Genomic DNA, 26,477 nt, shown 5'->3' with positions numbered 1-26,477 from the left:
CTAAATATTTGCTATATAATTTTTTATTCCGTCTTCATTAAGCTGAACAACAAACCAGTCGCGCTTAACAAGAGCTCCTTTCTTCTCATAGAACTTAATTGCAGGTTCGTTCCAATCAATCACTTCCCAGCTCACGCGTCTAACGCCTAAACTATATCCATACTTTACAACCTCATCTAATAGGGCTGTACCTAAACCTGTTCCTCTTTTACTTTGGCTCACCACTAAATCTTCCAAATGAAGCACCTGACCTTGCCAAGTAGAAAAACGATTATAGACCAAGGCAATACCTTCAATGTATTCCTCGTATTCGGCTACAAAACACACAAACTGTTTAGGGTCTTCAAAACCGCTTTTTTCTAAATCGGCAACCGTCACTTTTACAGCATCTGGTTCCTTTTCAAAAACAGCAAGCTCCACAATGAGTTCTAACACTCTGGGCATGTCTTCTTTTGTAGCTTTTCTAATGGAAAATGTCATGGTTTTTTCTTTACCTCAAATATAGTTTAAAACTTGAGAATTTAATCACATAATTATACTACGAAATCGTTGTAGTTGATTAAAAAAATGAGATATTTGCATAAACAATCACACTACATGTCTCGAAAAAATCAAACGCTAGGTGAATTTATAATAGAAAATCAGTCTTCTTTTAAATACACCTCTGGCGAATTATCGCGTCTTATCAATTCTATAAGATTAGCCGCAAAAGTAGTTAATCACGAAGTTAATAAAGCTGGTTTAGTAGATATTATTGGTGCTGCTGGTGACACTAATATCCAAGGTGAAGACCAACAGAAACTAGATGTTTATGCCAATAATAAGTTCATCCAAACCATGACCAAACGTAATATTGTTTGTGGTATTGCTAGTGAAGAGGAAGACGATTTTATTTCCATTAATAGTCAGGATGAAAACCATCAAAACAAGTATGTGGTTTTAATTGATCCCTTGGATGGCTCATCTAATATTGATGTGAACGTTTCAGTAGGAACCATCTTTTCTATTTACAGACGTGTAACACCTGTAGGAACACCTGCAACTATTGATGATTTTCTTCAAAAAGGAAATCAGCAAGTGGCTGCTGGATATATTATTTATGGTACCTCAACTATGATTGTTTATACCACTGGAGATGGTGTAAATGGATTTACGCTAAACCCAGCCATTGGAACTTTTTATTTGTCACATCCAGACATGAAATTTCCTGAAAACGGTAAAATATATTCTGTAAATGAAGGTAATTATATTCACTTTCCTCAGGGTATAAAAAACTATATCAAATACTGTCAAATGGAAGAAGGAGACAGGCCTTATACGAGCCGTTATATAGGCTCTCTAGTATCCGATTTTCATAGGAACATGATTAAAGGCGGTATTTATATGTATCCTAAAAGCTCTAAAAATTCTAATGGGAAATTGCGTTTATTATATGAATGTAATCCAATGGCTTATATAGCAGAGCAAGCCAACGGTAAGGCTAGTGACGGCTTTAATAGAATTATGGATATAGAACCTACAGAATTACATCAACGTGTGCCTTTTATCTGCGGAAGCAAAAACATGGTTGAAAAAGCTGAAGAGTTTATGCGTAATGCATAATTAAACATAAAAAAAGCCACTAGATAGTGGCTTTTTTTATGACGTATAACAGATATTTCTATCTGTTCATTGTTTTTATTTCTTCTGTAAACGTATCTAAATCCACACCATTACTTACTAATGTTAAGGCTTTATCTACAACGTACTTTACGTTTTCTGTAGAAAATCCTAAGCCAATCGCAATTTTACGTAATACGATTTCTTCATGATCTCCCTTAATATGATCAACATACACCATTCGTGCTAAATCATACAAACGCTCCAAACGTCTATCATACGATGTTGGAGGATTAATTGGGTGCGACTTATAATCTTTAAGTATTTGCTTGTATTCTGTTTCGGTAACATCTAATTTTCTAGCCAAACGATCTAAAAACGCTTGTTCTTCTTCTGAAATAATCCCATCATCCATAGCAACTCTAACAATGGCTGCAAAGTGGTCTTCGTTACGTTTCTTAAATCCGCTATCAAATAAATCTGAAAATGACATATATATTATTGTTTTAGTGCCACAAAGATAGTTTTATTAATACATTTTAACAATAAGAAATAAGACAAAAAATTTATATTTGCACAAAATAAAATGCCTTGAGTAAATCCATTCTCTCGCAAACGTATGTACAGGCTTTGCAAATGCAAAATCTGCAAATTACTATTGCTCAAACTCAAAGTAAACTTCATTTAAAAGGCCTTGTTGGGTCATCATTATCACTCGTAATTAGTGAAATTTTTAAAACAGTTGAACGTCCTTTTTTATTAATATTTAATGATAAAGAGGAAGCCGCTTTTTATCTCAACGACCTCGAAGTCTTACTTAATGATAAAGACGTTCTCTTTTATCCAGGAAGTTACCGACGACCATATCAAATTGAAGAAACCGATAATGCCAACGTTCTACTAAGAGCCGAAGTATTAAATCGTATCAACTCTCGAAAAAAACCAGCCATCATTGTCACTTATCCTGATGCACTTTTCGAAAAAGTTGTAACGCGTCGTGAACTAGAAAAAAACACATTGAAAATTGCGGTTAATGATGAGTTATCAATCGATTTTGTTAACGAAGTCTTATTTGAATATCAGTTTAAGCGTGTTGATTTTGTGACCGAACCTGGTGAGTTTTCGGTACGTGGAGGTATTGTTGATGTCTTTTCTTTTTCGCACGACGAACCTTACCGTATTGAATTTTTTGGAGACGAAGTTGATAGCATTAGAACCTTTGATGTAGAAACGCAACTCTCTACAGAGCAAATTAAAAAGATTGGAATTATTCCAAATGTTGCCAATAAATTTTTAGAGGAAAGTAGACAGAGTTTTCTAAAATATATTGCACAAAAAACAGTGGTTTTTGCTAAAAATGCCGATCTACTTTTTTCGCGTATTGATGATTTCTTCGGAAAGGCCGAGGAAACATTTAAAACGCTATCTTCAGAATTAAAACATTCTGAACCTGAAGAACTCTTTTGTAATTCAGATTTACTAAAACGCCAATTACTAGATTTTAGCTTAATCGAATTTGGAACGTCTCGCCTATTTTCAGAAGAACACATTGTATTTAATACAACACCGCAACCGTCTTTCAATAAACAGTTTAATCTATTAATTGACGACTTAAACATAAATCACAATAAAGGTTATACCAACTATATTGCTTGCGCAAGCGAACAACAAGCCAAACGTTTTCATGATATTTTTGAAGATGTTGAACAGGATGTTCATTATAAAACCATCGTACTATCCTTATACCAAGGTTTTATAGATCACGACCAGAAAATCACCTGTTATACAGATCATCAAATTTTTGAACGTTATCATAAGTTTCATCTTAAAAATGGCTACGCAAAAAAACAAGCCATTACACTTAAAGAACTCACCAATCTTGATGTTGGTGATTACGTGACACATATTGATCATGGGATCGGAAAATTTGGTGGACTCCAAAAAATTGATGTCGAAGGAAAAAAACAAGAAGCGATTAAATTGGTTTATGGCGAACGTGATGTGCTCTATTTGAGTATCCACTCCTTACATAAAATCACTAAGTTTAATGGTAAGGACGGAAAACCTCCAAAAGTGTATAAACTAGGAAGTAAGGCCTGGAAAACACTCAAGCAAAAAACCAAGTCTCGCGTTAAAGAAATTGCGTTTAACCTCATTAAGGTGTATGCAAAACGTAAACTAGAAAAGGGATACCAATATAGACCAGACAGTTACCTTCAACATGAGTTAGAGGCATCGTTTATATATGAAGACACTCCAGACCAAATCACTTCTACAGCAGATATCAAAGCCGATATGGAAAGTGAACGTCCTATGGATCGTCTTGTTTGTGGTGATGTGGGTTTTGGTAAAACCGAAGTGGCTATTCGAGCTGCCTTTAAAGCTGTTGATAATGGAAAGCAAGTTGCTGTTTTAGTGCCCACAACTATTTTAGCTTATCAACACAATAAGACATTCACAGATCGTCTTAAGGATTTTCCGGTTACTGTAGATTATCTCAATCGCTTTAGAACAGCAAAAGAAAAACGCATTACCCTTGAAAAACTAGAAAAAGGACATGTTGATATCATTATTGGTACACACCAATTGGTGAATAAAAATGTAAAGTTCAAAGATTTAGGGCTACTTATTGTTGATGAGGAACAAAAGTTTGGGGTTGCCGTAAAAGAAAAGCTTAAAACGCTTAAAGATAATGTAGATGTATTAACGCTTACAGCAACACCTATTCCAAGAACTTTGCAGTTTAGTTTAATGGCTGCACGCGATTTATCAGTCATCACAACACCACCACCAAACCGTTATCCTATTGAAAGTCATGTGATACGATTTAATGAGGAAACCATTAGAGATGCCGTGACTTATGAAATTCAACGTGGTGGTCAAATATTTTTTATCCATAATCGCATAGAAAATATAAAAGAGGTTGCTGGTATGATACAACGCCTTGTTCCTGATGCTAAAATTGGTATTGGTCATGGTCAAATGGAAGGAAAAAAACTAGAGCAGCTCATGTTAGCCTTTATGAATGGTGAGTTTGATGTTTTAGTGAGTACAACCATTGTTGAAAGTGGTCTAGACGTGCCCAATGCAAATACCATTTTTATTAATAACGCCAATAATTTCGGACTTAGTGACTTACATCAAATGCGTGGTCGTGTAGGTCGAAGTAATAAGAAAGCCTTCTGTTATTTTATTACACCAGAATACTCTGCAATGACAACAGATGCCAGAAAACGTATCACTGCACTAGAGCAATTTACAGAGTTGGGTAGCGGTTTCAATATTGCTATGAAGGATTTAGAAATTCGTGGTGCTGGCGATTTATTAGGTGGTGAGCAAAGTGGTTTTATTAACGATATTGGATTTGACACCTATCAAAAAATCTTAAATGAAGCCATTGAAGAGCTTAAAGAAAAGGAGTTTAAAGACTTATATCAAGATGATGGTAAGCCAAAAGATTATGTAAAGGATATTACCATAGATTCTGATTTTGAATTACTCTTCCCAGACGATTATGTAAATAGTATTACAGAACGCCTAAATCTGTATACGAAACTCAACACACTCAAAACTGAAGCTGAATTACAAACCTTCGAAACCGAAATTATTGACCGTTTTGGAGAGCTGCCAATTCAGGTTAGTGATTTATTAAATAGTGTTCGTGTGAAGTGGATTGCAACCAAAATCGGACTTGAAAAAATCATCATGAAACAAGGGCGTTTCGTTGGGTATTTTATCAACGATCAACAAAGTCCGTTCTATCAAAGTGACAACTTTACCAAAGTGCTTAAATACATTCAAAGCAGACCAAAAGATTGTAAGATGAAAGAAAAACAAACCAGAAATGGCCTGCGTTTGTTGCTTACCTTTGAACATATAAAATCGGTTAAACAAGCCTTAATTAGGCTTCAGGAGATATGAAAGACTCGCATTTTAAACATGTGCTTTGGCTTACAGCTGCTACTGTTTTTATAAGTACATCTGGCGCTTTAGGTAAATTTATAGAAATGCCTATCCCTGTGATCATATGGTGGCGTTCTGCTTTAGCGGCTGGTCTACTCTTTATATTTTGTAAGTACAAAAAGATTAGCCTCAAGGTTCATACGCGTCAGGATCGTATCACTTTTATCATTTCGGCTTTACTCTTAGGCGCTCATTGGATCACTTATTTTTACGCGCTTAAATTATCTAATGTGGCTATTGGTATGTTGTCCCTATTTACATTTCCTGTGATCACAGCTGTTTTAGAACCGCTATTTTCAAAAGTAAAATTTGATCCAATCCATATTATTCTTGGTGGTTTGGTTCTTGTTGGCATCTATTTTCTCGCTCCAGAATTTGATCTGGAAAGCGCCCAACTCAAAGGTGTATTGTTTGGGATACTTTCGGCCATTTGCTTTGCTATTAGAACACTCATGCTAAAACAACATACGCCCAAATACAATGGTACGATGCTCATGTTTTATCAGGTTTTGATTTTATCTGCTGTGTTGGTACCCTTTCTATTTACACTAGGAACCTCAGCTATAGAAACGCAATTTCCATATGTCATTTTATTAGCGCTGCTCACCACTGCCATTGGCCATACCATGTTTATCAATAGCCTAAAATATTTTAAGGTAAGTACCGCAAGTATTATTGCCAGCACACAACCTGTATTTGGGATTATTATTGCCTTTTTCTTCCTAAATGAAATCCCATCTTGGAACACTTATTTAGGCGGCGCACTTATTATTTCTACAGTGCTTATTGAAAGTATGCGATCAAAAAGAAAAAAATCCTGATATTTGGCTTGATATTTGAAACTGATAACGTGTTTAAAATAAATTAAATACCAATGAAACGACTTTTACTTCTTCTTACTCTAATTCCTACAATCCTTTGCGCTCAAAATAGTATTAGCGGCGTGTTTACGCCAGCAGAGCAATTTACATATGCTTTTCTATATCGCGCTACACCTACAGGCTCAGATTATATAGACAGAGCGCAACTTGCCGATGATGGTAGTTTTAGTATTACATTAAATGAAAACGCAACACTTGGCATCTATAAAATTGTTTATGCCTTACCTCCAGAAGAGAACAACTTTGATTTTATTTACGACGGAAAAGAATCGGTTAAATTCACATTCGACCTTGATAAAGGGTTAGAATTTACCGATAGTAATGAAAATAAACTATGGGCTAGCTATATGAAAAGTATGGATCTGGTAAATAGAACTCTAAGTAATTTTTACACGCAAGAAAGCACCGATAAAAAAGCCTATCTAGATATTATAAAAACAATGAGTGACACTCAAAAGGCCTACGAAGATTCTTCTAAAGGCACCTTAGCATCACAATTTATAAAAGCGAATACACCATATATTCCTCAACAGTTTGAAGACCTATCTACCTATTCCAAAAATTTAAAACGCACCTATTTAGATCATGTTGACTTTGGAAGTCCTGTATTACAAAGTTCTGATTTTTTGATAGATCGTGTGTTAGCCTTTATCTTCGGAATGACGGTCAACACAAATAATGACACCTATAAAAAAGATGTGGATCACTTAATGAGCACTATTGGCGATGGTAATATTGAAATTAAAACCATTTTATTTGAAATGATTTGGAGACGTTTTAAGGAGACAGACAACCCAGAGTTGGCTAATTACGTTGCCGATAATCATTTATTAGAACTGTCTAAAAAAGTAAACTACGATGCCCTCACAGAGCAGCTTATTGTTTATAAAAACAATACAATTGGTAATACAGCTGCCAATTTTGATTTGGCCATTACTAAAGACGGAAACACCGTAAGTACAACATTGCACGACCTAGATTTGTCGAGCAAATACCTACTGGTATTTTGGAGCAGTACTTGCGGACATTGCTTAGACGAGCTTCCAAAATTAAAGGCGCTCATGACAAGCTCAAACGATGTTAAAGTGATTGCCTTTGGAATGGAAGATGACGATCCTACAAATTGGCAAAAAGTCATTGCAGACTACCCAGACTTTATTCATGTTTTAGGATTGGGTGCAGCACGAGCAGGTGGCGATCCAACAGACTTAAGCAAATGGAATAATGCCGTTGTAAACCAATATGGCGTAAGTTCTACCCCTTCCTTTTTCCTATTAGATAAAAACAAAACCATTATTGCTAAGCCTTATGATGTTGAGGCTTTAGAAGCAATTTTGAAATAATTAAAACAAATACAAAGGTTGTTATGTCATAATGTTTATTAAAACCATTATGTTTTAGAAAATTTTCTCTATATTTGAGTTCCTATATTAATTAATAGTTTCATCGTGCTGTAAACAACAGGCGTCATTTAAAACTATTTATACCTTATGAAATACCTACGTAAATGTGTGTTTCTATGTTTAGGGCTTCTTGTCATTACCTTTTCTTGTCAAAAGGAAGATGTTAGCAACGATACTACTAATCTTCAAGAAAAAGGCGTTAATAATGATGTATTCAGAAAAGGAAAACTCTCAGATTATAAACATGTGCGTGATTTTGTTGCTACAATAAAAGCAACCCAGCCTATTCAATAATAGCAGTAAATGAACAAAATGGAACAGAACAAGCTAAAGGCACAAAGTGTGAATAAATTAAAAATCGCATTAGTTTTAGCATTAATGCTAAACTGCGCTCCAAAAGAATCACAACCAGATAATGATGATTATAAGCTTTTGAGCTTATATGTGTCAGAGCAGATTGCTAGTCAAAAAGCTAATAATCCCAAAAACGACTCCCTAGTATTTGGTTTAAGTAATACTAATAGTTTTATACTCAATAAATGCAAAGAATATTTAGAGTTAAAGCAAGATTCGTTTCTTAAAATGCCAAAGAGTATATCTAAGATCGTAAATGGTAAAATGATTTTCGTAGATATTGTAAAAGGTGATAGCATTTATAAAAGTGAATTAAATAAACCTTGGATTAATATTAAATTATACTCTATAGTTCATAAAGTGTACGCTGATGCAGAGTATGCAAATTATGAAAAACAATTGTCTAATGGACAATGGGATTCTATTGTTTACAAAAAATTTAAAACGATACATCCGCCAAATTCAGAAACAAAAAGGGCGTGGTATATGTCGAAACCAATGTATACCATAAATAAAAAATACGCATTATTGTATGGGTTTGTTAAGCCAAACGGAATTTATCCATACATAATTATTTATGAAAAGAGAGCCAATAAATGGTATGAAATTCACCAGATTAAGCCTGGTGATTTTTAAGTTGGGTTTTCAAAAGCACTTGAGTATTTGCAATAAAGAGAATAACAATGAGATCAATACATCACCAATCATAAAAAAAGCGCAACCGTTGGTTGCGCTTTTTTTATCATCCATCTAAACCTTAGTCTAAATGTGGTATACGTAATACTTGTCCTGGATAAATTTTATCAGGATCTGTTAGCATTGGTTTGTTAGCTTCAAATATTTCAGGATATTTCATCGCATTACCATAATAGTGCTTTGCAATTTTTCCTAAAGTATCACCACTAGCTACAGTATGAAATTGTGCTTCTGGCTCTACATGCTCTACTGTCATTTGATCATCAACTGTAGAAATTCCTGCAGTATTACCTATAACAAGCACTACTTTCTCTTTAGTTGCTTGATCATAAGCCATACCAGAAACTCTAGCCATTTCATCATCAACAACTACATATAGATTGTCTACTCGTAATTGTAAATCGTTAATTGTTTCTTCTAAATTACGTGCTGCTGCTTCCTCCAATTTTAGCTCTGCTGCATCCGCTTCTCTCCTTGCTTTTGCTCTTGCTTCTGCTGCTTCCTCTTCTGTTGTTTTTCCTATTCCGAAGACCTTTGCGCCCGCGTTTTTAATAAATGAAAATAGTCCCATAGTTAATTGTTTTAATGTTAATAATGTAGTACTTGTAAAGTTGGTGAAATTTCTTAGCAATTCCAATTATACAACCAACTCCATAACTAAGACACAAGATCTCATTATAAGTCACTTAATGCCTATTAAACGAAGAAACGCCCATCTCAAATGCATGAGATGGGCGCCTTATGGAGTCTAAATAACCAACCAAAATCTAGCTCCTTGTACTTACCCGAGGGTTATCTTTTTTAGCAGTTTTCTGCTTACGTTTTTTTAATTTTTTCGTACCGTCAATACGCTTTCCTGAAGCATCTGCTTCTCTTAAGAATTGAATGTATCCGCGTCCTGTAAATTCATATACCGTTTCAGACGATGGATGAAATAATTCTATCCTTTGATCATTAATAACGCTCAATTCGAAGTATTCATTGTCAAAGAAATCATAATCTAGTGTTAATGTTTTTAAGTACATATTATTACTAATGTCTCCAACACCATAAACACCTGTGTAATCCCAATAGATATTATCTGGGTTTGAGATATTTACATCTTGAGAACTTCTAAACTCTGAGTCATTTCCACCAGCTAAAAACTGAAGGTAATTTTCATTATCAAATTCATTTAACACACCCATTTCACTTGTATATGTCTTTTCCCAAGCCTCATACTCCTGTAAGAAATAGTGAATATTATCATAGAATACAAAGTCATAATCAAAGCTGTTTCTCTGGTATCCATTTAAGAAATATGATGTGTCATTAAACGGATTATACAACTCGATTGTATTATTATCAATTTGATAAACATCAAAAGTTTCAAACCCATCAATGTCGTGATTGATATCTAAAATCATATTATAAGCATCATAGGTTCCAACATCAATACCATAACCATTGCCTTGGCTTCCAAAACCTACCAAATTGTTATTCGCATATAAAACGCCATTTCTAAATGATACCGTAAACGCAATTTGTAAAAACGGTGTTTCTCCATTTCCTAAGGTTTGATTGATATCAACATACCATAACTCATATGAGTTTAACAACTGGTTTAATGAAATACCAGGATTGTTATCTGTGATAATCACCTCGTCTGTATAACAAGACGTTAATAATGTTGCTGTTAAAGCAAAGCCTAAGAGTATTTTTATCGTTTTCATAATCGTTCGTTTTAGGGTTACACTTTCTTAACTTTCAAAACACGTGCCAAAAATTTAAAGTCTATGGTTTTCCCTTCGGAAAAGCGTATAAATTATGTATTTTTGAATGACACTAATTATAATCCATTTATGAGTCAACCATTAAAATATGCTGTTTTTGGTGCAGGAAGTTGGGCCACTGCCATTGTAAAAATGCTTTCTGAAAACCTAGATGAAATTGGTTGGTATATGCGTAGTGTGTATACTAAAGAACATTTACTCAAAGAACAGCACAACCCTAGTTACCTTAGTTCTGTAGAGTTTAAGACCGAGCAGCTTAAAATTAGTAATGATATTAATGAAATTGCTGCATGGGCAGATGTGCTCATATTTGTAATTCCGTCTGCTTTTATTCATGGTGAACTCCAAAAATTAACGGTAGACATCTCACAAAAAACTGTGGTATCTGCAGTAAAAGGAATAATGCCCGAATCTGGATTATTAGTAGGCGAGCATTTTCATGATATTTATAATATTCCATTCCAAAATATTGCAGTAATTGCTGGACCTTGTCATGCCGAAGAAGTCGCATTAGAGCGTCTGTCTTATTTAACTATTTCTTGTGCAGATCCAGATAAAGCTCAGGCCATTGCCGATGCCTTATCTAGCAACTATATTAGAACAAAAATTAGTGATGATATTATTGGTACCGAATATGCAGTCATGCTAAAAAATATTTATGCCATTGCTGCTGGTATTGCACATGGCTTAGGTTATGGTGATAACTTCCAAAGTGTATTGATGAGTAATGCTATTAGAGAGATGAAACGTTTTATTAAAAAGATGCATAAGATGAAGCGTAACATTAATAATTCGGCCTATCTAGGTGACTTGTTAGTAACGGGCTATTCTACATTTTCTCGTAATCGTATGTTTGGGAATATGATTGGTAAAGGTTATACTGTAAAGTCTGCACAAATGGAAATGAATATGGTGGCCGAAGGCTATTACGCCACCAAGAGTGCACATGAGCTTAATCTCAAAAATGTTAAGAAAACGCGCTTACCTATTATTAATGCCGTTTACAGTATTTTGTATGAGAATAAGAACCCAAAAAAGGTGTTTAAGAAACTGACTGAAAAATTGGATTAGATTCCTCCACTTTGGTCGGAATGACAATACATCACATGTGAATAACAATCAATTGTCATTTCGAGCTTGTCGAGAAATCTTTGTTAATTTATTTCATGGCGAAATTAATCGGTAATCATAATTATTACATCTACATTTTAACGAATAAGCGTCGAACTGTATTATATATTGGAATGACCAATAATCTTCGTGATCGACTTTATTATCATAATACTCCTTCCTCGAATTCTAAATCATTTACACATAGATACAAATGCAAATATCTTATTTACTTCGAGCATTTTTTTGAGGTTGAAGATGCTATAAAAAGAGAGAAACAATTAAAAAAGTGGAATAGGAACAAAAAAGAAACTCTAATAAATTCGAATAATCCAGAATGGTTATTTCTAAATGATACTGTCTAAATGATAGATTCCTCCACTTTGGTCGGAATGACAATACACCACATGTGAATAACAATCAATTGTCATTTCGAGCTTGTCGAGAAACCTTTGTTAATTTATTTCATGGCGAAATTAATCGGTAATCATAATTATTACATCTACATTTTAACGAATAAGCATCGAACTGTATTATATATTGGAATGACCAATAATCTTCGTGATCGACTTTATTATCATAATACTCCTTCCTCGAATTCTAAATCATTTACACATAGATACAAATGCAAATATCTTATTTACTTCGAGCATTTTTTTGAGGTTGAAGATGCTATAAAAAGAGAGAAACAATTAAAAAAGTGGAATAGGAACAAAAAAGAAACTCTAATAAATTCGAATAATCCAGAATGGTTATTTCTAAATGATACTGTCTAAATGATAGATTCCTCCACTTTGGTCGGAATGACAATACATCACATGTGAATAACAATCAATTGTCATTTCGAGCTTGTCGAGAAATCTTTGTTAATTTAAAATCAACGTTTTTATAACAGTAACTACGTTAAAAACAGCTCAGATTCTGTCGCAATGACAAACCATCACTTTACCAAAACACCTTTTAATTGCATGAGCGGAATGCTTTGCAATGCCTTTGTATTAATGGTGTTTTTTCTAAACAAATAGGTTTTATCTAACATCGCATTGCCTTCAAAGAAGGTGACTTTAAACTCGTTGTTTAATTGCAAGACATCGTTTTGCATGAACTCTATTTTAGCATAACTTCTGGCTGGGAGGAGTTTTATCGTATGACGCATCACAGGAGTAACCTTGTCTTCTGAGTAGCCTTTAGACACAATTAAAACCGTATCAAGATCAACGTCTTTATTATTGATGATATAAGCATTCCAATCATCGGTTTTATACTCTGGGTGTTGCTCTTGCACTACAGCAACAAATACATCTTCTACTTTTGGGATATGAATGTCCTTTTTCATGGTGCAAAACTAAAACATAAAGTTAAGATTTTGATACTCTCATAAAAATAATCGAACTTAGATTATTGTTACAAATGATAAACCTTATGAGATTAACATTGATATTCTTCATTTTTTCACAGTTGATTATTGCGCAAAATATCAGTGGACTAATTTTAGATTCTGAAACTAATGAACCTATTGAAAATGTAACTGTTTATTTCGAAAAATATAATACTGGTTCTGTTTCGGATGCTAATGGAGTTTTCAATATTAAAGTAAATTCTCGCCCAACCGAAAATGATTACTTAGAATTCTCGTTAATGGGTTATCATAGTAAGGCTATAGCACTAACAATGTTGTTACCTACAAATAACAAGATTTATCTGTCTAAAAAGCTAGAAAATCTTAATGAAGTTGTCATTAATTCATCTAAAAAATTAAAATCTAGAATACACTTTAAAAGGCTGAAACCTCTAAAGACAGGCGTATTTGCATTTGACTCTCAGGTTGTAGGGAATAACATATATGTGATTAGTGGAAACTCATCGCAAATTGAAGATTCTGGAAAAAGAGCGCTATTAGCAGTGAGTAATTTACCTAGAGGTAGTTTTGCTGATCTTATAAAGGAGATGAACCAAAATTTTTCTTTTGAAAACTATACAGACAAGCTTCAAATCTATAATATCGAAGATAATAGTTGGTCTGTTTCTGAAACCAAATTTAGAAATCGAGCATACCATAATCTCAATTGCTACGGAAATGAACTTTATAGTTTGGGAGGGAAACGATTATCTATAAATAGAAAAAAGGAATATTTGGATGATAAGATTGAAGTCTTTGATATGGGTTCCAGACAAATTACAATTGATCATACCAATCCGCATCAAGCCATAAACTTTGCATCATTTACATACAACGATAACATTATTGTTATGGGCGGTTCTTTTTCGAAAAATAAAAAAGGAAAAAAAATGTTTACCGATGCGTCTCACATTTACAATATAAGCTCTGGGCATTGGTATGAACTTCCCAAAATGACAATTAAAAAAGAAACCCAGGGTGTCATCATTGATGATGTTATATATCTAATTGGTGGTAGTAATGGGAAAAAGTTGAATACTATTGAATCTTTTGCTATAAAAACTGGAGTATGGAATACAGAAGGCTCCCTATTCAACGCCATGGAATATCCTGCTTTAGCTGTTCATAAGCATATGATTTACATATTTAATAATAGGCGACTTCTTAACTATAATACAAAAACCAAAGTCTTAGAATCTTATAAAATTGATTTAGATCTCAACCGGCCTAAAATGCATTATCACCAAAATAAACTTTATATCATTGGTGGATATTTGTTAAACGAGTATTCTAAAAAGGCATCATCAAGTTTATATGTTATAGACCTAGTCGAATTTGACAAAACAAAGCTTTTTAATTCCAAAGACGTTAATTAAAGCGCGCTCTTAAACTGTTCTAAGAAACGTACATCATTTTCGCTAAGTAATCTGATGTCACTAGTTTGGTGAAGTAATAAGGCAATACGATCGATGCCCATACCGAATGCAAAACCAGAGTATTCTTTAGAGTCTATACCGCAGTTTTCTAGTACATTAGGATCTACCATACCACAGCCCATAATTTCCAACCAACCTGTTCCCTTGGTCATCTTATAATCGGTTTCAGTTTCTAAACCCCAATACACATCTACCTCAGCACTTGGCTCAGTAAACGGGAAATATGACGGTCGTAAACGAATTTTAGACTTCCCGAACATTTCGGTAGTAAAATATTGAAGGGTTTGCTTTAAATCGGCAAAACTTACATCCTTATCAATATATAAACCTTCCACCTGATGAAAAAAGCAATGTGAACGTGCCGAAATAGCTTCATTACGAAACACACGGCCAGGAGAAATGGTACGAATAGGTGGCTTGTTATTTTCCATATATCGTACCTGCACCGAACTGGTATGCGTACGTAGTAACACATCTGGATTGGTTTGAATAAAAAATGTATCCTGCATATCACGAGCAGGATGATATTCTGGTAAGTTTAATGCAGTAAAATTATGCCAATCGTCTTCAATTTCTGGACCCTCACTGACGTTAAAACCAATGCGTGAAAAAATATCGATAATCTGGTTTTTAACTATGGAAATGGGATGGCGTGCACCAATTTCGATAGGTTCACCAGGACGTGATAAATCGCCATAAATTCCTGCCGATTCTTCCTTATTCTCTAACTCTTCCTTTAAAGCATTAACTTTCTCTTCGGCGGTTTTTTTGAGTTGATTAATGGTTTGACCAAACTCCTTTTTTTGCTCATTTGCCACATTTTTAAATTCTGCAAAATATTGCTTTAAGAGCCCTTTAGACCCTAAATATTTTATACGGAAATTTTCAACCTCTTCTTTAGATTGGGTTGTAAAAGCTTCGGCTTCTGCTATGAGTTCTTTTATCTTATCTATCATGCCTGTGCTGCGTTTGGTTTGCTAACATAAAATGAAACGCAAATTTAATCAATTTATCGAGATTTGCGTTAAGGATGGAGGCATTTGTTGAAGCTCTCCCGATGGCTATCGGGAAGCGACTGCCGAGAGCCTGACACGCTGTAGCGCTTGGCGGAAGCGTGGAACGCCCAGATTTAATCTATAAAATTTGTTTCTATAAAGTAATTGACAATAGCGTCTTTCATTAAAATACTTTGTTCTCCTGCTTTTAATGGTGGTAGTTGCTCTTTTACCTTGTAATGCGGCCAACCATCGTCATCTACAAAATCGAATTCATAAAATCCGTAAGGTGTAAGCAATTTACAAATGGCAATATGCATAAGATCTAACTTGTGGTCTTTTTTAAATCGACGGTCTAATTGCCCTAGTTCTTGGACACCTATTAGATAAATAATGGCATCTAAATCTAAAGGATCACCATCTGAAAATCGCGCAGATAATTTCTCTACCACTTCTTCCCAACGCTGTTTTAATTGCTCATCTCTAGCCATATATTCTAATCAAAGATAGTTAGTTTGCAAAGTTAGTAAACTATAACATCAACTTTAGCGTTATTAATTTAAAATGGGAAAATTTATGTAGGTTTGTTAAAATTAACTAGACTATGGCTGTAATTGATATCATATTAGGCGCGCTTTTGTTATTTGGACTCGTTAGGGGTTTTATGAAAGGGCTTTTTGTAGAAGTAGCTTCTTTAGTAGCACTTATTGCTGGTGTTTATGGTGCCATTCACTTTAGTAATTTTGCCGCTGGGTTTTTAGATAGCCGACTTGACTGGGATGAAAAGTACATTAATATAGTGGCCTTTGCTATTACGTTTGTCATTATTGTTTTGGCTATTGCCCTTGCTGGAAAAGCCTTGACGAAATTAGCAGATTTTGCAGCACTTGGCGTATTAAACAAACTGCTTGGAGGCGTATTTGGCGCTTTAAAAATTGGCTTAATTCTTAGCGTGTTACTTATTGTCTTTGATACTATGAATAATTCGATTCCATTTGCAGATAAAGAAGACCTTGAAGACTCTGTGCTTTATAAGCCTGTAAGATCTTTAGCTCCTATGATTTTTCCTAGCATCTTAAACAAAGGCAAAGAAGACCTTGATGATAACGATGATACTAATGATGAGGCATAAAAAAACTGCCTATTGAAATATAGACAGTTTTTGTATGGTTTGAAACTAATTGTCTTAAAGCATTTCTACTTTTCCTGTGTGTAAGTTATACACACCACCAACGATTTTAATCTCTCCATTATCCTCCATTTCTTTTAAAATCGGGCTTTTCGCACGAATACGATCAATAGTTAATCTAACATTATTTTCTACTGTTTTAGCGACAAAGGCGCCATTAGATGAATTAGCCTCACCTTCAACCTCTTCGGCAGATTTTCTAACGGCTGGTAAGATATTATCTAGCATGGCTGTAATATTTCCTAACTCTACACCATCACAAGCTGCTTTAACAGCTCCGCAACTTTCATGTCCTAGTACAAGAATTAATTTGCTCCCTGCCACTTTACAAGAATACTCTAAACTTCCAAGGATGTCTACATTTTCGAAATTCCCTGCAACACGCGCCACAAATATATCACCAATGGCTTGGTCCAATACCGTTTCAACAGGTACACGAGAATCTATACACGATAGCACTACCGCTTTAGGAAACTGTCCGCCTGTAGTTTGATTTACTAAAGCCGAATTATCTGTAGCTTGAGAATTTCCATTAGTAAAACGATTATTACCTTGTAATAAATCTTCTAATACACCATTTGGTGTTAATGCGGTTTGAACATCTTTTGTTATTGCTATATTTTTCATTTGTTATAATTTTTATTGTTAATGTTGATCTTTTACGTTGGTTTTAATCCATTCGATACACTCATCAAACGAATTAAAAATATGGTCTTCGGAAATAAAATCTGGAATGATATCAATACGCTCCATCATATATCGTGGTTGCTTGAGTAAGCCAACAAATAATGCTGTAACGTCCTTTTGTTTTAAGTCTTGTAACATATCTTCCATAGCATATAATCCAGACTGATCCATGTACTGCATACGGTCTAATCGCATAATTACGGTAACGGCTGTATCTGGAATTTGCTGAGCAAGAGCTTGGAAGTCGCTAGTTGAACCAAAAAACAGAGGTCCTTTAATGTGCTTTACAAAAACTTCTTCTTGTAAATTGACAGGAAAATTGCCTTCATCTGCCCAAGCTTCTTCTTTTAAAGATTTCACATCGGATCGCTCTGCTGTAAGGTCTCCAATTTTTTTCATGAACATTAATGAGGCAATGACAAGGCCAATACCTACGGCATATACCAAATCCCAAAAAGAAGACAGTATTAATACAACTAGCATTATTACCACCTCTGAACTCAATTTTAAAGGTCCAATTTTGATGTCTTTTGGTAGGGCAGGAATGGCCCTCAAACCTTTATAATCCATCACTCCAATACCTACTGTAATTAATATTCCTGCTAAAACAGCTGCAGGTATTTGAGACGCCAAATTTGGTAATCCAGGAATCATTAAAATACTAAATAGTAATACCCCAGCAATCATACCTGATAGTTTAGTCTTTCCACCCGAGTTAATATTTACTACCGTACGAATAGTGGCACCTGCTCCAGGAATACCTCCAAATAAAGCGGCAATACTATTACCAATACCTTGCCCTACCAGTTCTTTATTAGGTTTATGCTTGGTTTTGGTCATATTGTCTGCCACTATACTTGTTAATAGTGAATCTATAGCTCCTAATAATGCCAAGGCTAAAGCTGTAAAAATATAAGGCGTTATAGAGCTTAAATTAAAACTTGTGATAATTTCTAAGTTTGGCACTGGTAAACCTTCTGGAATTTCAGGAATAGGTTTATAATCTAAATTCCCAAAGATTGCTATGGCCGACATCACAACCAGAGCAACAAGCGTGCTTGGAATCTTGGTGGTTATCCGTTTAAACCCATAAATTATGAATATAGTACCCAAGGCCAGTATCACTTCGAGCCAGCTAATATTTTTAAGTGCTCTAGGCAACACTTTAAGCGCTCCTAAAACACCTGAAGCATTTTTCGCCGCAAGCGTCTGAGACTCTTTTAAAATATCGTCCTGAGTGATTTTATTTGCTCTATCTATAGTTACCTTAAAATTTTCTAAAACTAGAATACCTTCTCCGGCTTCATCTTTTAAAATATTTTCTAAAATAACTTCTTCGGCCTGCGGTTTAAACTGGTTGACATAATCCATGTCTTCTTTAGGATAGTATCCAAGCGAAGGCAAAATTTGTGTAATTAAAATAATGACACCAATGGCAGTCATAAATCCAGAAACAACAGGATAAGGGATATACCGAATGTATTTACCAAGTCCTATGGCACCTAATCCAATTTGCATCAAACCAGCCAATAAAAACACAGTTAGAATTGCCGGCAGTGCTTTTTCTACACTTCCATCATTAGTAGCAATAATTCCTGCTATAATTACCATGCTTACTGCAGTCATTGGCGCTGTAGGACCAGAAATCTGTGTACTGGTTCCGCCAAAAAATGCTGCAAAGAAACTAATAAAAATGGCTCCGTATAATCCTGCACTAGGTCCAAGACCAGATGACACTCCAAAAGCTAAGGCTAAGGGTAAAGCTACAATTCCGGCTGTAATACCTCCAAAAGCATCGCCTTTGATATTTGAAAATAAGTTTTTCATAATTTAAGTGTTGGTTTATCCTTAAAAATATAATTTTTTAAATTAAAAAAAAATATATTAGGCCTTAGCTTCTCCAATTAACACGAATTTATCACTATTGTTTTTGCTCTTCGGAAATGAGCAACGACACATTCACATTGTTTATTACATCTTTAATTCTAGGTTTATTATTTGCGGTTTTACTGCTGTCTCTATTTAAGCACAATAAATTAACATCACTTTTTGCTAAATAGTTAGATAAGCTCTTAATAGAATTATCTCCATAATCAAAAACCAACTCCACTGTATCTTCTTTTGCAATGTTATTTTTTCCATTGGTCTCAACCAATTCCTGATCTGTTCTAAAGGACTTTAATGGCTTTTGTGTATGATTAAATAAGGCATCAACGAATTCTAAGTTAAACGTTGTATTAGCATCATTAAATAACCCTAAAGATAGTTCTTTTTCTGGTTCTAACACCCCACCATCTGACGCAATCATTATAGCTCCATTGTAATTTTTAATTACAAAATCTGTAAGCTTATCTCCTAATAAATTAATTGGCTTTGATTTACGTCTTCCTAAGACTATAATATCTGGTTTTTGTTTTTTAATGCAATCTAAAATTTCATTTTTTACGTTACCAAACGTATGACTATAGGAGATCGAGTATTATAATCTTTAGCTATAGGTTCTATCAAATTTTGAATATCACTTGAAATAGACACATGGGCCTTATTAATTGTTCTCATAGCAGACAATTGACTCTCTTTTTCTACAACTTCTGTTGGTTTCTTCACATGAAAAAAATGGATATCCCCATCAATCATCTTAGAAAGGCTAATACTACTTTTTATAGTTCTTGTCGCTGTGCTTTTCATATCAGAAAGCACAAGTATTTTATATTTATTTGTCTTCATATTATATAATTTTAGGCGGTTTTTGGTCTTAGTTTAAAAAATTCTATAAAGCTATCTGGGTTTTCAACAACACCACGTTCTGAAATAAGTTGAATGTCAATATTTCTCTCTTTTGCCTTAAAAGCGAAGTCGTCAAGAATCTCAATAATATCATTATCTAAGTATCTTGTTTTCCTTACATCTAATTCTAGATACGTGTCTCTAGGTAAGCTATCAAGCTCTTTTAAGATTGCTCCTTTATTGAAAAATGTAACTTCTTCGGCAAGTGTCATTTTAATTTTATGCTTGCCATTACTCTTATCTTCAATGTGTAAAAAGTGCGAGTTTTGGTAGCTTTTTATTAAAATCACAATGATTCCAATTGCTAATCCCATACCAATTCCTATTAATAAATCTCCAGTAATCACCATTGGTAAAACTGTTGCCATAAATGGAACAAACTGTTTCCACCCTAAATTGTACATCTTTTTAAACAATGAAGGCTTTGCTAACTTGAAACCAACTATTAATAACACTGCAGCTAGTACTGATAGAGGAATCATATTCAACAATTTTGGTATTAAGATTACTGAAATCAACAATAAAAAACCATGAATAACGGCAGACATTTTACTACGACCGCCAGATTGAATATTAGCCGAACTTCTTACAATTACTTGGGTAATTGGTAATCCACCTATTAATCCAGATAATATATTTCCTGTTCCTTGAGCTAATAATTCTCGATTTGTTGGTGTTACATTTTTGTGTGGATCTAATTTATCTGTAGCTTCAACACATAATAAGGTTTCTAAACTTGCAACTAATGCAATTGTAAAAGCTACAATCCATATATCTGGATTTGTAATTGCAGAAAAATTTGGAAAGCTAAACTGACCTATAAAAGAATCAAATCCATCAGGAACTGGCACACTAACTAAATGTGCTTCGGCAATGGCTAAACTTTCATTAGATTTCGTTAGTAAAAAAAAGACAATTCCAAATACAACGGCTACTAAGGGCCCTTGAATTATACTAAATATCTTTCCTTTTTTAGATAAAACTTTATCCCAAAGTATTAAAATTAATAGTCCTATTATTCCAACAACGGTAGATCCAATTTGGATATGATCAAAAATGCTTAGGATTTGGCTAACTGCGCCTTCTCCACTTCCTTTGAAAAGTGTAAAGGCTTTGTCATAACCAAAAAAGTGAGGAATTTGCTTTAAGATAATGATAATCCCAATTCCTGTAAGCATTCCTTTAATAACTGAAGATGGAAAATAATAACCAATAATTCCGGCCTTAAGAAGACCAAAAATTAATTGAATAATACCTCCTAGAACTACTGCAACTAAGAAATTTTCATAACTTCCTAGCGTTGCAATTGCGGTTAAAACAATTGCCGCTAAACCTGCAGCTGGACCACTAACTCCAATTTTAGACCCACTTAAACTTCCTACAACAATTCCCCCAATAATACCAGCTATAAGTCCTGAAAAAAGAGGCGCTCCACTGGCTAATGCAATACCTAAACATAAAGGTAGTGCAACAAAAAATACGACTATACTCGCTGGCAAGTCAGTCTTAATAGTTTTAAACATATATAAATTCATTTAGGCTAAAGAGAAACTCAATAGCTATTTTTAATAATTTTTTTGGATATGGTATATCCAGTTATTCTTAAAATTATTAAATGAATTCGGGGGGTGGAGAAATTAAATTAAGGTGCGGTTTCGGATAAGTTTTATACGAATATTCCAAATCTATACTAGCTTTTGAAGTAAGTAAGTTATCCGATTCGGTGTCTAAATCGACAACAAATTTTTCAAACTCTTTATTCTTTTTATTACTTTTTTCTTCCTCTTCTTCTGAAATATCATAGAAAAATGCTATGTCAACAGAATCCTCAACAAATACGAGAATTGTAGGCGCTGTAACAAGCGTTAAAAAAAACAATGAAAAAAATATGGCTAGTAGGTTTCTGTTCATAATTTCAAATGAAGGAACAAATATAAGTCTAGATTTTTGATTTTTTTGTTAAAGAATCTTTAAAAATTCTTCAACATTTTAATGTCATCATTTAAAACCCATCCTGTTTGACCATCGGCTATTCTAATTTGCTTCCATTTCGATACAGTGTCTAACACTTGGACCTTAGTCCCTTCATGAAGTTTAAATGATTCTACGCTTCTCAAATTGGGTTCACTCTTAACTTGAGCTTCCTGTGCAAAAACAATAGCTGGTTGGTTTTTTTCATCCAAATCAAATTTATGAAAAGCAAAAGCAACAGTCACAAAGGCTAGGAGTAAGCAAGAAATACTTGTTACAAATGCAAATCGCTTTTTTCCTGTGCTTAAAGAAAAATAATACATTAAAAATAAAATCACGAAAAGCATAACCATACTTACAGATAGCATTGCCCAATGATCAAAGCTAAGCGTATTAGTTGCATTTTTGATGAGTTTTGAAAACCCAACTTCAGGCACAACTTCAATGGCATCAATGGTCATATTTCTAGCATAAGCAATATTGTTTTGTATGTCCTTATCATTAGGTTTTAACAATAATGCTTTTTCGTAATAGTAGATACTTGGCGCAATATGGTTTAGTTTATAATGGGCATTAGCAATATTAAAATATAATTCTGCCGAATGTTCTCCAGAATCTAAAACCGCTTCATATTTATCTAGAGCTTCGGTATAATTCCCTTCATTATAAAATGTATTTGCTTGATCAAAAAGTGTTTCATTTTGAGCAAATATCGTCGTGCTTACCAGCACAAAAAATATGTAAAACAGTTGTTTCATAACTATCTTATATCTTTGTCTATTATAGAAATGGTCGAAGCTGCATTTTCATAATCCTGTTGCATTTCTACATTTGTGATTGGCGTATATCTTGCCAATTCACAGTGTTCTAAAATGCTAATAAACTCCTTAACAGTAACTTCATTTACTTCTCGTTCAATCAATATATGTTCTATTTTTTCTTTGCTAAAATCACTCGTTTCAATATGAATTTTGGCTTTTAAATAATTATGCAGTGCTTTTTCTAATGCGATATAAAACGCTTCTTTTTGACCTAATGATTTTTTCGCTTCACTAAGATATCGCCTTGCCAATCGGTCTGCTTTTCTAATTCTATTTCCAAAGACATCAGCATGCCGTTCTTCTTTTTTCTTACGATACACCATAGCTAATGGAATAGCCAATAAAGGCAATAATAAAGAACTCCAAAACCCCTTAGATTTAAAGAAATTTTCATTTGAAATAGGCCTGAGATTCGCATTTGTTTTTACAAACGCAAATTGAGCGCTATTGGCAGTTACATCCTTTTTATTGGCATTAATATCGGTAATGTTATTGTCGCCAGATGTGTTATTAACTGGTCCTTCGATAACATCAATAATAATTTCTCCAGATGTTACTGTTTTATATGTTTCTGTTTTTAAATCAAAGTATGAGAACGACATGCTCGGAATAGGGTACTTCCCTTTATATTGCGGAACAATAGTATAATTATCTGAAATAGAACCCTGCATGCCATCAGTACGTGTTCTTATATTTTCATTATGTTCTGGTTCATAAACCTCCAGAGAGCTTGGTACTGTTAGCTTTGGCAATTGAAACAAGTTTAAATTACCTTGTCCAGTAACTTCAACTCTAGCTTCTAAAGACTCAGAAGCATTTAACTCAGATTTTGAAGTAATAACGTTAAATTCAAAATCGCCAACAGCTCCGGTAAAATTTTCGGGTTTCCCTTCCTCTGGTAATGCTTTTACATTAATTGTTCGGCTACCTGCAGATACCGTTCTATTGGTTTGCGCCATACGTCTTCCTCCAAAAATATCACGTCTATTTGTTGGTACTTCAACCGTAATATCAAGTGTTAATGGTTCAATTTCAAGCTTACCCGTTTTTTGAGGATATAATATCGTTTTGCGAAGTACAACATATCTATAATCTTCCCCTTTATATTTACCATTTTGTATACGATAACCTCTAGTATCAATTTTTTGACTCCAAAAGTCATTATATCTCGGGTTATCAACTTCCCTCCAATTACTAACACCTGTATTTGCAGATACATATAATTTATACACCACAGTAATGGCTTCGTTAAGATAAGGATCTGACTTAGATACCTCAGCAACTAAGTGAATGTTTTCTTCAGCGACTCCCTCAACATTATAAGGGTCATTTGGACGCTTTACTGCATTAGTTATATTAACAGCCACTGCTTTGGTTTGATAAATAACACCTTCTATTTCAATACTAGCTTCTTTAATTTTAATTTTTCCTTTTTTAGTTGGTGCCAAGAAATAACTATACGTTTTAGTGTAAGAATGCTGTCCATTAAGCCAAGAATTACTCACTGAAGTATTTGGACCTCCCACAACATTGAAACCAGCAAAATCTGGGGGATTAAAATTATCCCCATCTTTATTCATAACAAAATCCACTCGTAAACGCTCATTTACGCCGAGCTTCTGCTTACTTACTTTAGCTTCAAATTTGACTTGTGCAAAAGTCACACTTGAAAAAAGTATTGCACACAAAAGAATGGTATGTTTAACGGTTTTCATTTTGAAAAATACCTTAGGTTTATTAATTAACAGTTACGATAATCGTATCTGTAGTTAAGGTTTTGTTTACTATTTGCATTACTGGACCTCCAAAAATATCTTTCTTATCAGTTGGCATCTCCACAGTAACATTAAGTTGTAGTGGTTGTAATTGAAATTCTCCTTTTTCTTTTGAAGTTAGTTTTGTTTTACTCAACAATACAAAGCGATGATCCTCTCCTTTATACGTTCCTGATTGAACTTTCATTGGTTTAACATCAATTGTTTCAGATTCAAATCCTTTATATTCTGGCATTTCTAACGTTTTCCAATTTGAAATCCCTACATTTTGAGATACATACAATTTATAGGTAACTTCAATAGATTTCCCTACTGACAGTGTATTATTTGAAACTTCAGCAATTAAATGAACATTTTCACTGAATTTTAAAAACTGTGCGGTCTCTTCTTTGCTTTGATACATATGATCAACCTTTACAGCTAATGATTTTGTGACGTATGTCTCATTATCTACACTCAAACTAGCTTCATCAATTGTTAAGTCTCCTTGTTTTTGAGGAACCACATAGTAGGTAATTGTTTTCTTATAACTCTGTTCCCCATTAATCCAAGTTCTACTTATATTTTTCTGAGGCCCACTTACAACTTCAAAATCATCAAAACTAGGTGGTGTAAACTCTTCTTCTTCGGTATCCATTTCAAAATCAACACGAATAGATTCATTAGGCGCTACTTTATCCTTGCTTATTTTAACTTCGAAATTCACTTGTGCAAATACGACACTTATTGAAAAAATGTTCAATAGAAACAGTGTAAGTTTAATGGACTTCATATCGTTAGGATTTTGGTTGTACTTTTAAGTTACCAGTCTTTTTCGGGTTTGACTTTCACTCCTTTTTGCTTTTCTGCATTTATTTTTTCTTGAACTTTTTGTTCTTGATTGTTCATTGCTTCTAGCAAGTTTTTAATTTGTTGAGGAGACAATTGTCCAGGTTGCGGTTTGGGCTTTCCTTGCTCCTTTTTATCTTCTTTCTTTTCATCTTTGCCTTGATCTTTATCATCTTTAGGCTTCCCTTCATCATCTTTTTGGTCGTCACCCTCCTTTTTCTCTTGATCACCTTCATCTTTAGGGTCGTCCTTTTTTTCTTCGTCTTCCTTCTTTTCTTCGTCTTTCTTTTCCTCTTCTTTTTCTTCTTCGTCCTTTTTCTCCTCGTCTTTTTCTTCCTCTTTCTTTTGTTGCTCAGCACACTCTTTAGCTATGGCTAAATTGTAACGTGTCTCATCGTCAGTTGGGTCGTTTCTTAAGGCGTTTTTAAAAGATTCAACAGCCATTTCACACAGTTCTTTTTTCATTAAGATATTTCCAATATTATGAAATATCTTGTGCTTTTCTGATTTTGAATTTGAGTTATCGGCAGCTAATTTTAAGCGATATAGAGCTTCTTCATAGTTTTCCTTTTCGTAATAACTATTTCCTAAATTATACGAGCCTGCCACAACAGATGGTGCCTTTGAAATAGCTTTTCTGTATTCCATTTCGGCCGAAATATAATTATCGGCATCTACCAACTCATTGCCTTCATATACATAATCTGTAGCTGTTTCAAGCGTCAATTTCTTTTGACGTTCTTTATCCTTGTCTTGAGCAAAAGCCAATGTTGTCATTAAGACTGCACAGATGATACTGAGTTTCTTCATT

At 34.1% G+C, this 26,477-nt stretch carries 28 protein-coding genes; 11 read left to right on the top strand and 17 right to left on the bottom strand.

Annotated features, from left to right (window positions below; all coding sequences use genetic code 11):
* Entirely contained in the window at positions 1 to 480 is a 480-nt protein-coding gene (locus Q0787_RS06400) for a GNAT family N-acetyltransferase (RefSeq protein WP_298901424.1), read from the bottom strand.
* Between the two features lie 117 nt (positions 481 to 597).
* On the opposite strand from Q0787_RS06400, the gene fbp reads away from it, so the two are divergent.
* On the top strand, positions 598 to 1,602 hold the full coding sequence (fbp, locus tag Q0787_RS06395; protein ID WP_298901423.1) for a class 1 fructose-bisphosphatase: 1,005 nt from the start codon (positions 598 to 600) through the stop codon (positions 1,600 to 1,602).
* A gap of 58 nt (positions 1,603 to 1,660) precedes the next feature.
* Here the strand turns inward: fbp and Q0787_RS06390 are convergent, their stop codons facing one another.
* Positions 1,661 to 2,092, bottom strand: coding sequence for a TerB family tellurite resistance protein (locus Q0787_RS06390; RefSeq protein WP_298901422.1), 432 nt, complete (start codon positions 2,090 to 2,092; stop codon positions 1,661 to 1,663).
* Positions 2,093 to 2,190: 98 nt separating this feature from the next.
* Between Q0787_RS06390 and mfd the strand changes: the two genes are divergently transcribed.
* From mfd to Q0787_RS06365, 5 genes are all read left to right on the top strand, one after another.
* On the top strand, positions 2,191 to 5,520 hold the full coding sequence (gene mfd, locus Q0787_RS06385) for a transcription-repair coupling factor (protein ID WP_298901421.1): 3,330 nt from the start codon (positions 2,191 to 2,193) through the stop codon (positions 5,518 to 5,520).
* A complete protein-coding gene (locus Q0787_RS06380; RefSeq protein WP_298901420.1) occupies positions 5,517 to 6,383 on the top strand; it encodes a DMT family transporter in 867 nt (288 codons plus the stop codon). Before mfd ends, Q0787_RS06380 begins: the two co-directional genes overlap by 4 nt.
* Positions 6,384 to 6,436: 53 nt before the next feature.
* Positions 6,437 to 7,786, top strand: a complete 1,350-nt coding sequence (locus Q0787_RS06375; protein ID WP_298901419.1) for a TlpA disulfide reductase family protein — start codon at positions 6,437 to 6,439, stop codon at positions 7,784 to 7,786.
* A gap of 147 nt (positions 7,787 to 7,933) precedes the next feature.
* Positions 7,934 to 8,140 carry a hypothetical protein gene (locus Q0787_RS06370; RefSeq protein ID WP_298901418.1) on the top strand — a complete coding sequence of 69 codons (207 nt, stop codon included), beginning with the start codon at positions 7,934 to 7,936 and terminating at the stop codon, positions 8,138 to 8,140.
* A gap of 18 nt (positions 8,141 to 8,158) precedes the next feature.
* Complete coding sequence (locus Q0787_RS06365; protein WP_298901417.1) at positions 8,159 to 8,836, top strand: hypothetical protein; 678 nt, start codon at positions 8,159 to 8,161, stop codon at positions 8,834 to 8,836.
* Positions 8,837 to 8,957: 121 nt separating this feature from the next.
* Here Q0787_RS06365 and lysM read toward each other — a convergent pair whose 3' ends face one another.
* Both lysM and Q0787_RS06355 read right to left on the bottom strand, forming a co-directional pair.
* Positions 8,958 to 9,467, bottom strand: coding sequence for a peptidoglycan-binding protein LysM (gene lysM / locus Q0787_RS06360; protein WP_298901416.1), 510 nt, complete (start codon positions 9,465 to 9,467; stop codon positions 8,958 to 8,960).
* 196 nt (positions 9,468 to 9,663) lie between these two features.
* On the bottom strand, positions 9,664 to 10,608 hold the full coding sequence (locus tag Q0787_RS06355; protein ID WP_298901415.1) for a nicotinic acid mononucleotide adenyltransferase: 945 nt from the start codon (positions 10,606 to 10,608) through the stop codon (positions 9,664 to 9,666).
* 129 nt (positions 10,609 to 10,737) lie between these two features.
* Between Q0787_RS06355 and Q0787_RS06350 the strand changes: the two genes are divergently transcribed.
* From Q0787_RS06350 to Q0787_RS06340, 3 genes are all read left to right on the top strand, one after another.
* On the top strand, positions 10,738 to 11,739 hold the full coding sequence (locus Q0787_RS06350) for an NAD(P)H-dependent glycerol-3-phosphate dehydrogenase (RefSeq protein WP_298901536.1): 1,002 nt from the start codon (positions 10,738 to 10,740) through the stop codon (positions 11,737 to 11,739).
* 95 nt (positions 11,740 to 11,834) lie between these two features.
* Positions 11,835 to 12,143 carry a GIY-YIG nuclease family protein gene (locus tag Q0787_RS06345; protein WP_298901414.1) on the top strand — a complete coding sequence of 103 codons (309 nt, stop codon included), beginning with the start codon at positions 11,835 to 11,837 and terminating at the stop codon, positions 12,141 to 12,143.
* Positions 12,144 to 12,245: 102 nt separating this feature from the next.
* On the top strand, positions 12,246 to 12,554 hold the full coding sequence (locus Q0787_RS06340) for a GIY-YIG nuclease family protein (protein ID WP_298901413.1): 309 nt from the start codon (positions 12,246 to 12,248) through the stop codon (positions 12,552 to 12,554).
* A gap of 164 nt (positions 12,555 to 12,718) precedes the next feature.
* Here the strand turns inward: Q0787_RS06340 and Q0787_RS06335 are convergent, their stop codons facing one another.
* Entirely contained in the window at positions 12,719 to 13,114 is a 396-nt protein-coding gene (locus Q0787_RS06335; protein ID WP_298901411.1) for a hypothetical protein, read from the bottom strand.
* Positions 13,115 to 13,200: 86 nt separating this feature from the next.
* On the opposite strand from Q0787_RS06335, the gene Q0787_RS06330 reads away from it, so the two are divergent.
* Positions 13,201 to 14,553 carry a carboxypeptidase-like regulatory domain-containing protein gene (locus Q0787_RS06330; protein WP_298901410.1) on the top strand — a complete coding sequence of 451 codons (1,353 nt, stop codon included), beginning with the start codon at positions 13,201 to 13,203 and terminating at the stop codon, positions 14,551 to 14,553.
* Here the strand turns inward: Q0787_RS06330 and pheS are convergent.
* Positions 14,550 to 15,569 carry a phenylalanine--tRNA ligase subunit alpha gene (gene pheS, locus Q0787_RS06325; RefSeq protein WP_298901407.1) on the bottom strand — a complete coding sequence of 340 codons (1,020 nt, stop codon included), beginning with the start codon at positions 15,567 to 15,569 and terminating at the stop codon, positions 14,550 to 14,552. The two genes, Q0787_RS06330 and pheS, sit on opposite strands and share 4 nt — an antisense overlap.
* A 173-nt stretch (positions 15,570 to 15,742) precedes the next feature.
* Positions 15,743 to 16,099 carry a hypothetical protein gene (locus tag Q0787_RS06320; RefSeq protein ID WP_298901406.1) on the bottom strand — a complete coding sequence of 119 codons (357 nt, stop codon included), beginning with the start codon at positions 16,097 to 16,099 and terminating at the stop codon, positions 15,743 to 15,745.
* A gap of 113 nt (positions 16,100 to 16,212) precedes the next feature.
* Between Q0787_RS06320 and Q0787_RS06315 the strand changes: the two genes are divergently transcribed.
* On the top strand, positions 16,213 to 16,740 hold the full coding sequence (locus Q0787_RS06315) for a CvpA family protein (RefSeq protein ID WP_298901405.1): 528 nt from the start codon (positions 16,213 to 16,215) through the stop codon (positions 16,738 to 16,740).
* A 54-nt stretch (positions 16,741 to 16,794) separates the two neighbouring features.
* Here Q0787_RS06315 and Q0787_RS06310 read toward each other — a convergent pair whose 3' ends face one another.
* From Q0787_RS06310 to Q0787_RS06265, 10 genes are all read right to left on the bottom strand, one after another.
* A complete protein-coding gene (locus Q0787_RS06310; protein ID WP_298901404.1) occupies positions 16,795 to 17,424 on the bottom strand; it encodes a carbonic anhydrase family protein in 630 nt (209 codons plus the stop codon).
* Positions 17,425 to 17,442: 18 nt separating this feature from the next.
* Positions 17,443 to 19,311 carry a SulP family inorganic anion transporter gene (locus Q0787_RS06305; RefSeq protein ID WP_298901403.1) on the bottom strand — a complete coding sequence of 623 codons (1,869 nt, stop codon included), beginning with the start codon at positions 19,309 to 19,311 and terminating at the stop codon, positions 17,443 to 17,445.
* 94 nt (positions 19,312 to 19,405) lie between these two features.
* Complete coding sequence (locus Q0787_RS06300; RefSeq protein WP_298901402.1) at positions 19,406 to 19,792, bottom strand: hypothetical protein; 387 nt, start codon at positions 19,790 to 19,792, stop codon at positions 19,406 to 19,408.
* A gap of 134 nt (positions 19,793 to 19,926) precedes the next feature.
* Complete coding sequence (locus Q0787_RS06295; protein ID WP_298901400.1) at positions 19,927 to 20,211, bottom strand: hypothetical protein; 285 nt, start codon at positions 20,209 to 20,211, stop codon at positions 19,927 to 19,929.
* A gap of 11 nt (positions 20,212 to 20,222) precedes the next feature.
* Positions 20,223 to 21,794 (bottom strand): SulP family inorganic anion transporter, encoded by a 1,572-nt coding sequence (locus Q0787_RS06290; protein WP_298901399.1) that lies wholly within the window; start codon positions 21,792 to 21,794, stop codon positions 20,223 to 20,225.
* Between the two features lie 88 nt (positions 21,795 to 21,882).
* Positions 21,883 to 22,182 carry a hypothetical protein gene (locus Q0787_RS06285; RefSeq protein ID WP_298901398.1) on the bottom strand — a complete coding sequence of 100 codons (300 nt, stop codon included), beginning with the start codon at positions 22,180 to 22,182 and terminating at the stop codon, positions 21,883 to 21,885.
* A 59-nt stretch (positions 22,183 to 22,241) separates the two neighbouring features.
* A complete protein-coding gene (locus tag Q0787_RS06280; protein ID WP_298901397.1) occupies positions 22,242 to 23,000 on the bottom strand; it encodes a tetratricopeptide repeat protein in 759 nt (252 codons plus the stop codon).
* 2 nt (positions 23,001 to 23,002) lie between these two features.
* Positions 23,003 to 24,778 (bottom strand): BatD family protein, encoded by a 1,776-nt coding sequence (locus Q0787_RS06275; RefSeq protein WP_298901396.1) that lies wholly within the window; start codon positions 24,776 to 24,778, stop codon positions 23,003 to 23,005.
* Positions 24,779 to 24,800: 22 nt separating this feature from the next.
* On the bottom strand, positions 24,801 to 25,610 hold the full coding sequence (locus Q0787_RS06270) for a BatD family protein (protein ID WP_298901394.1): 810 nt from the start codon (positions 25,608 to 25,610) through the stop codon (positions 24,801 to 24,803).
* 29 nt (positions 25,611 to 25,639) lie between these two features.
* Complete coding sequence (locus tag Q0787_RS06265; RefSeq protein WP_298901392.1) at positions 25,640 to 26,476, bottom strand: aerotolerance regulator BatC; 837 nt, start codon at positions 26,474 to 26,476, stop codon at positions 25,640 to 25,642.
* Position 26,477 lies beyond the last annotated feature (1 nt).

Origin of the sequence: uncultured Psychroserpens sp. (assembly GCF_947492715.1) — a bacterium.
Classification (GTDB): domain Bacteria; phylum Bacteroidota; class Bacteroidia; order Flavobacteriales; family Flavobacteriaceae; genus Psychroserpens.
The sequence above is the reverse complement of the archived record's forward strand: the minus strand, read 5'-3'. Positions and strand labels throughout refer to the sequence as shown.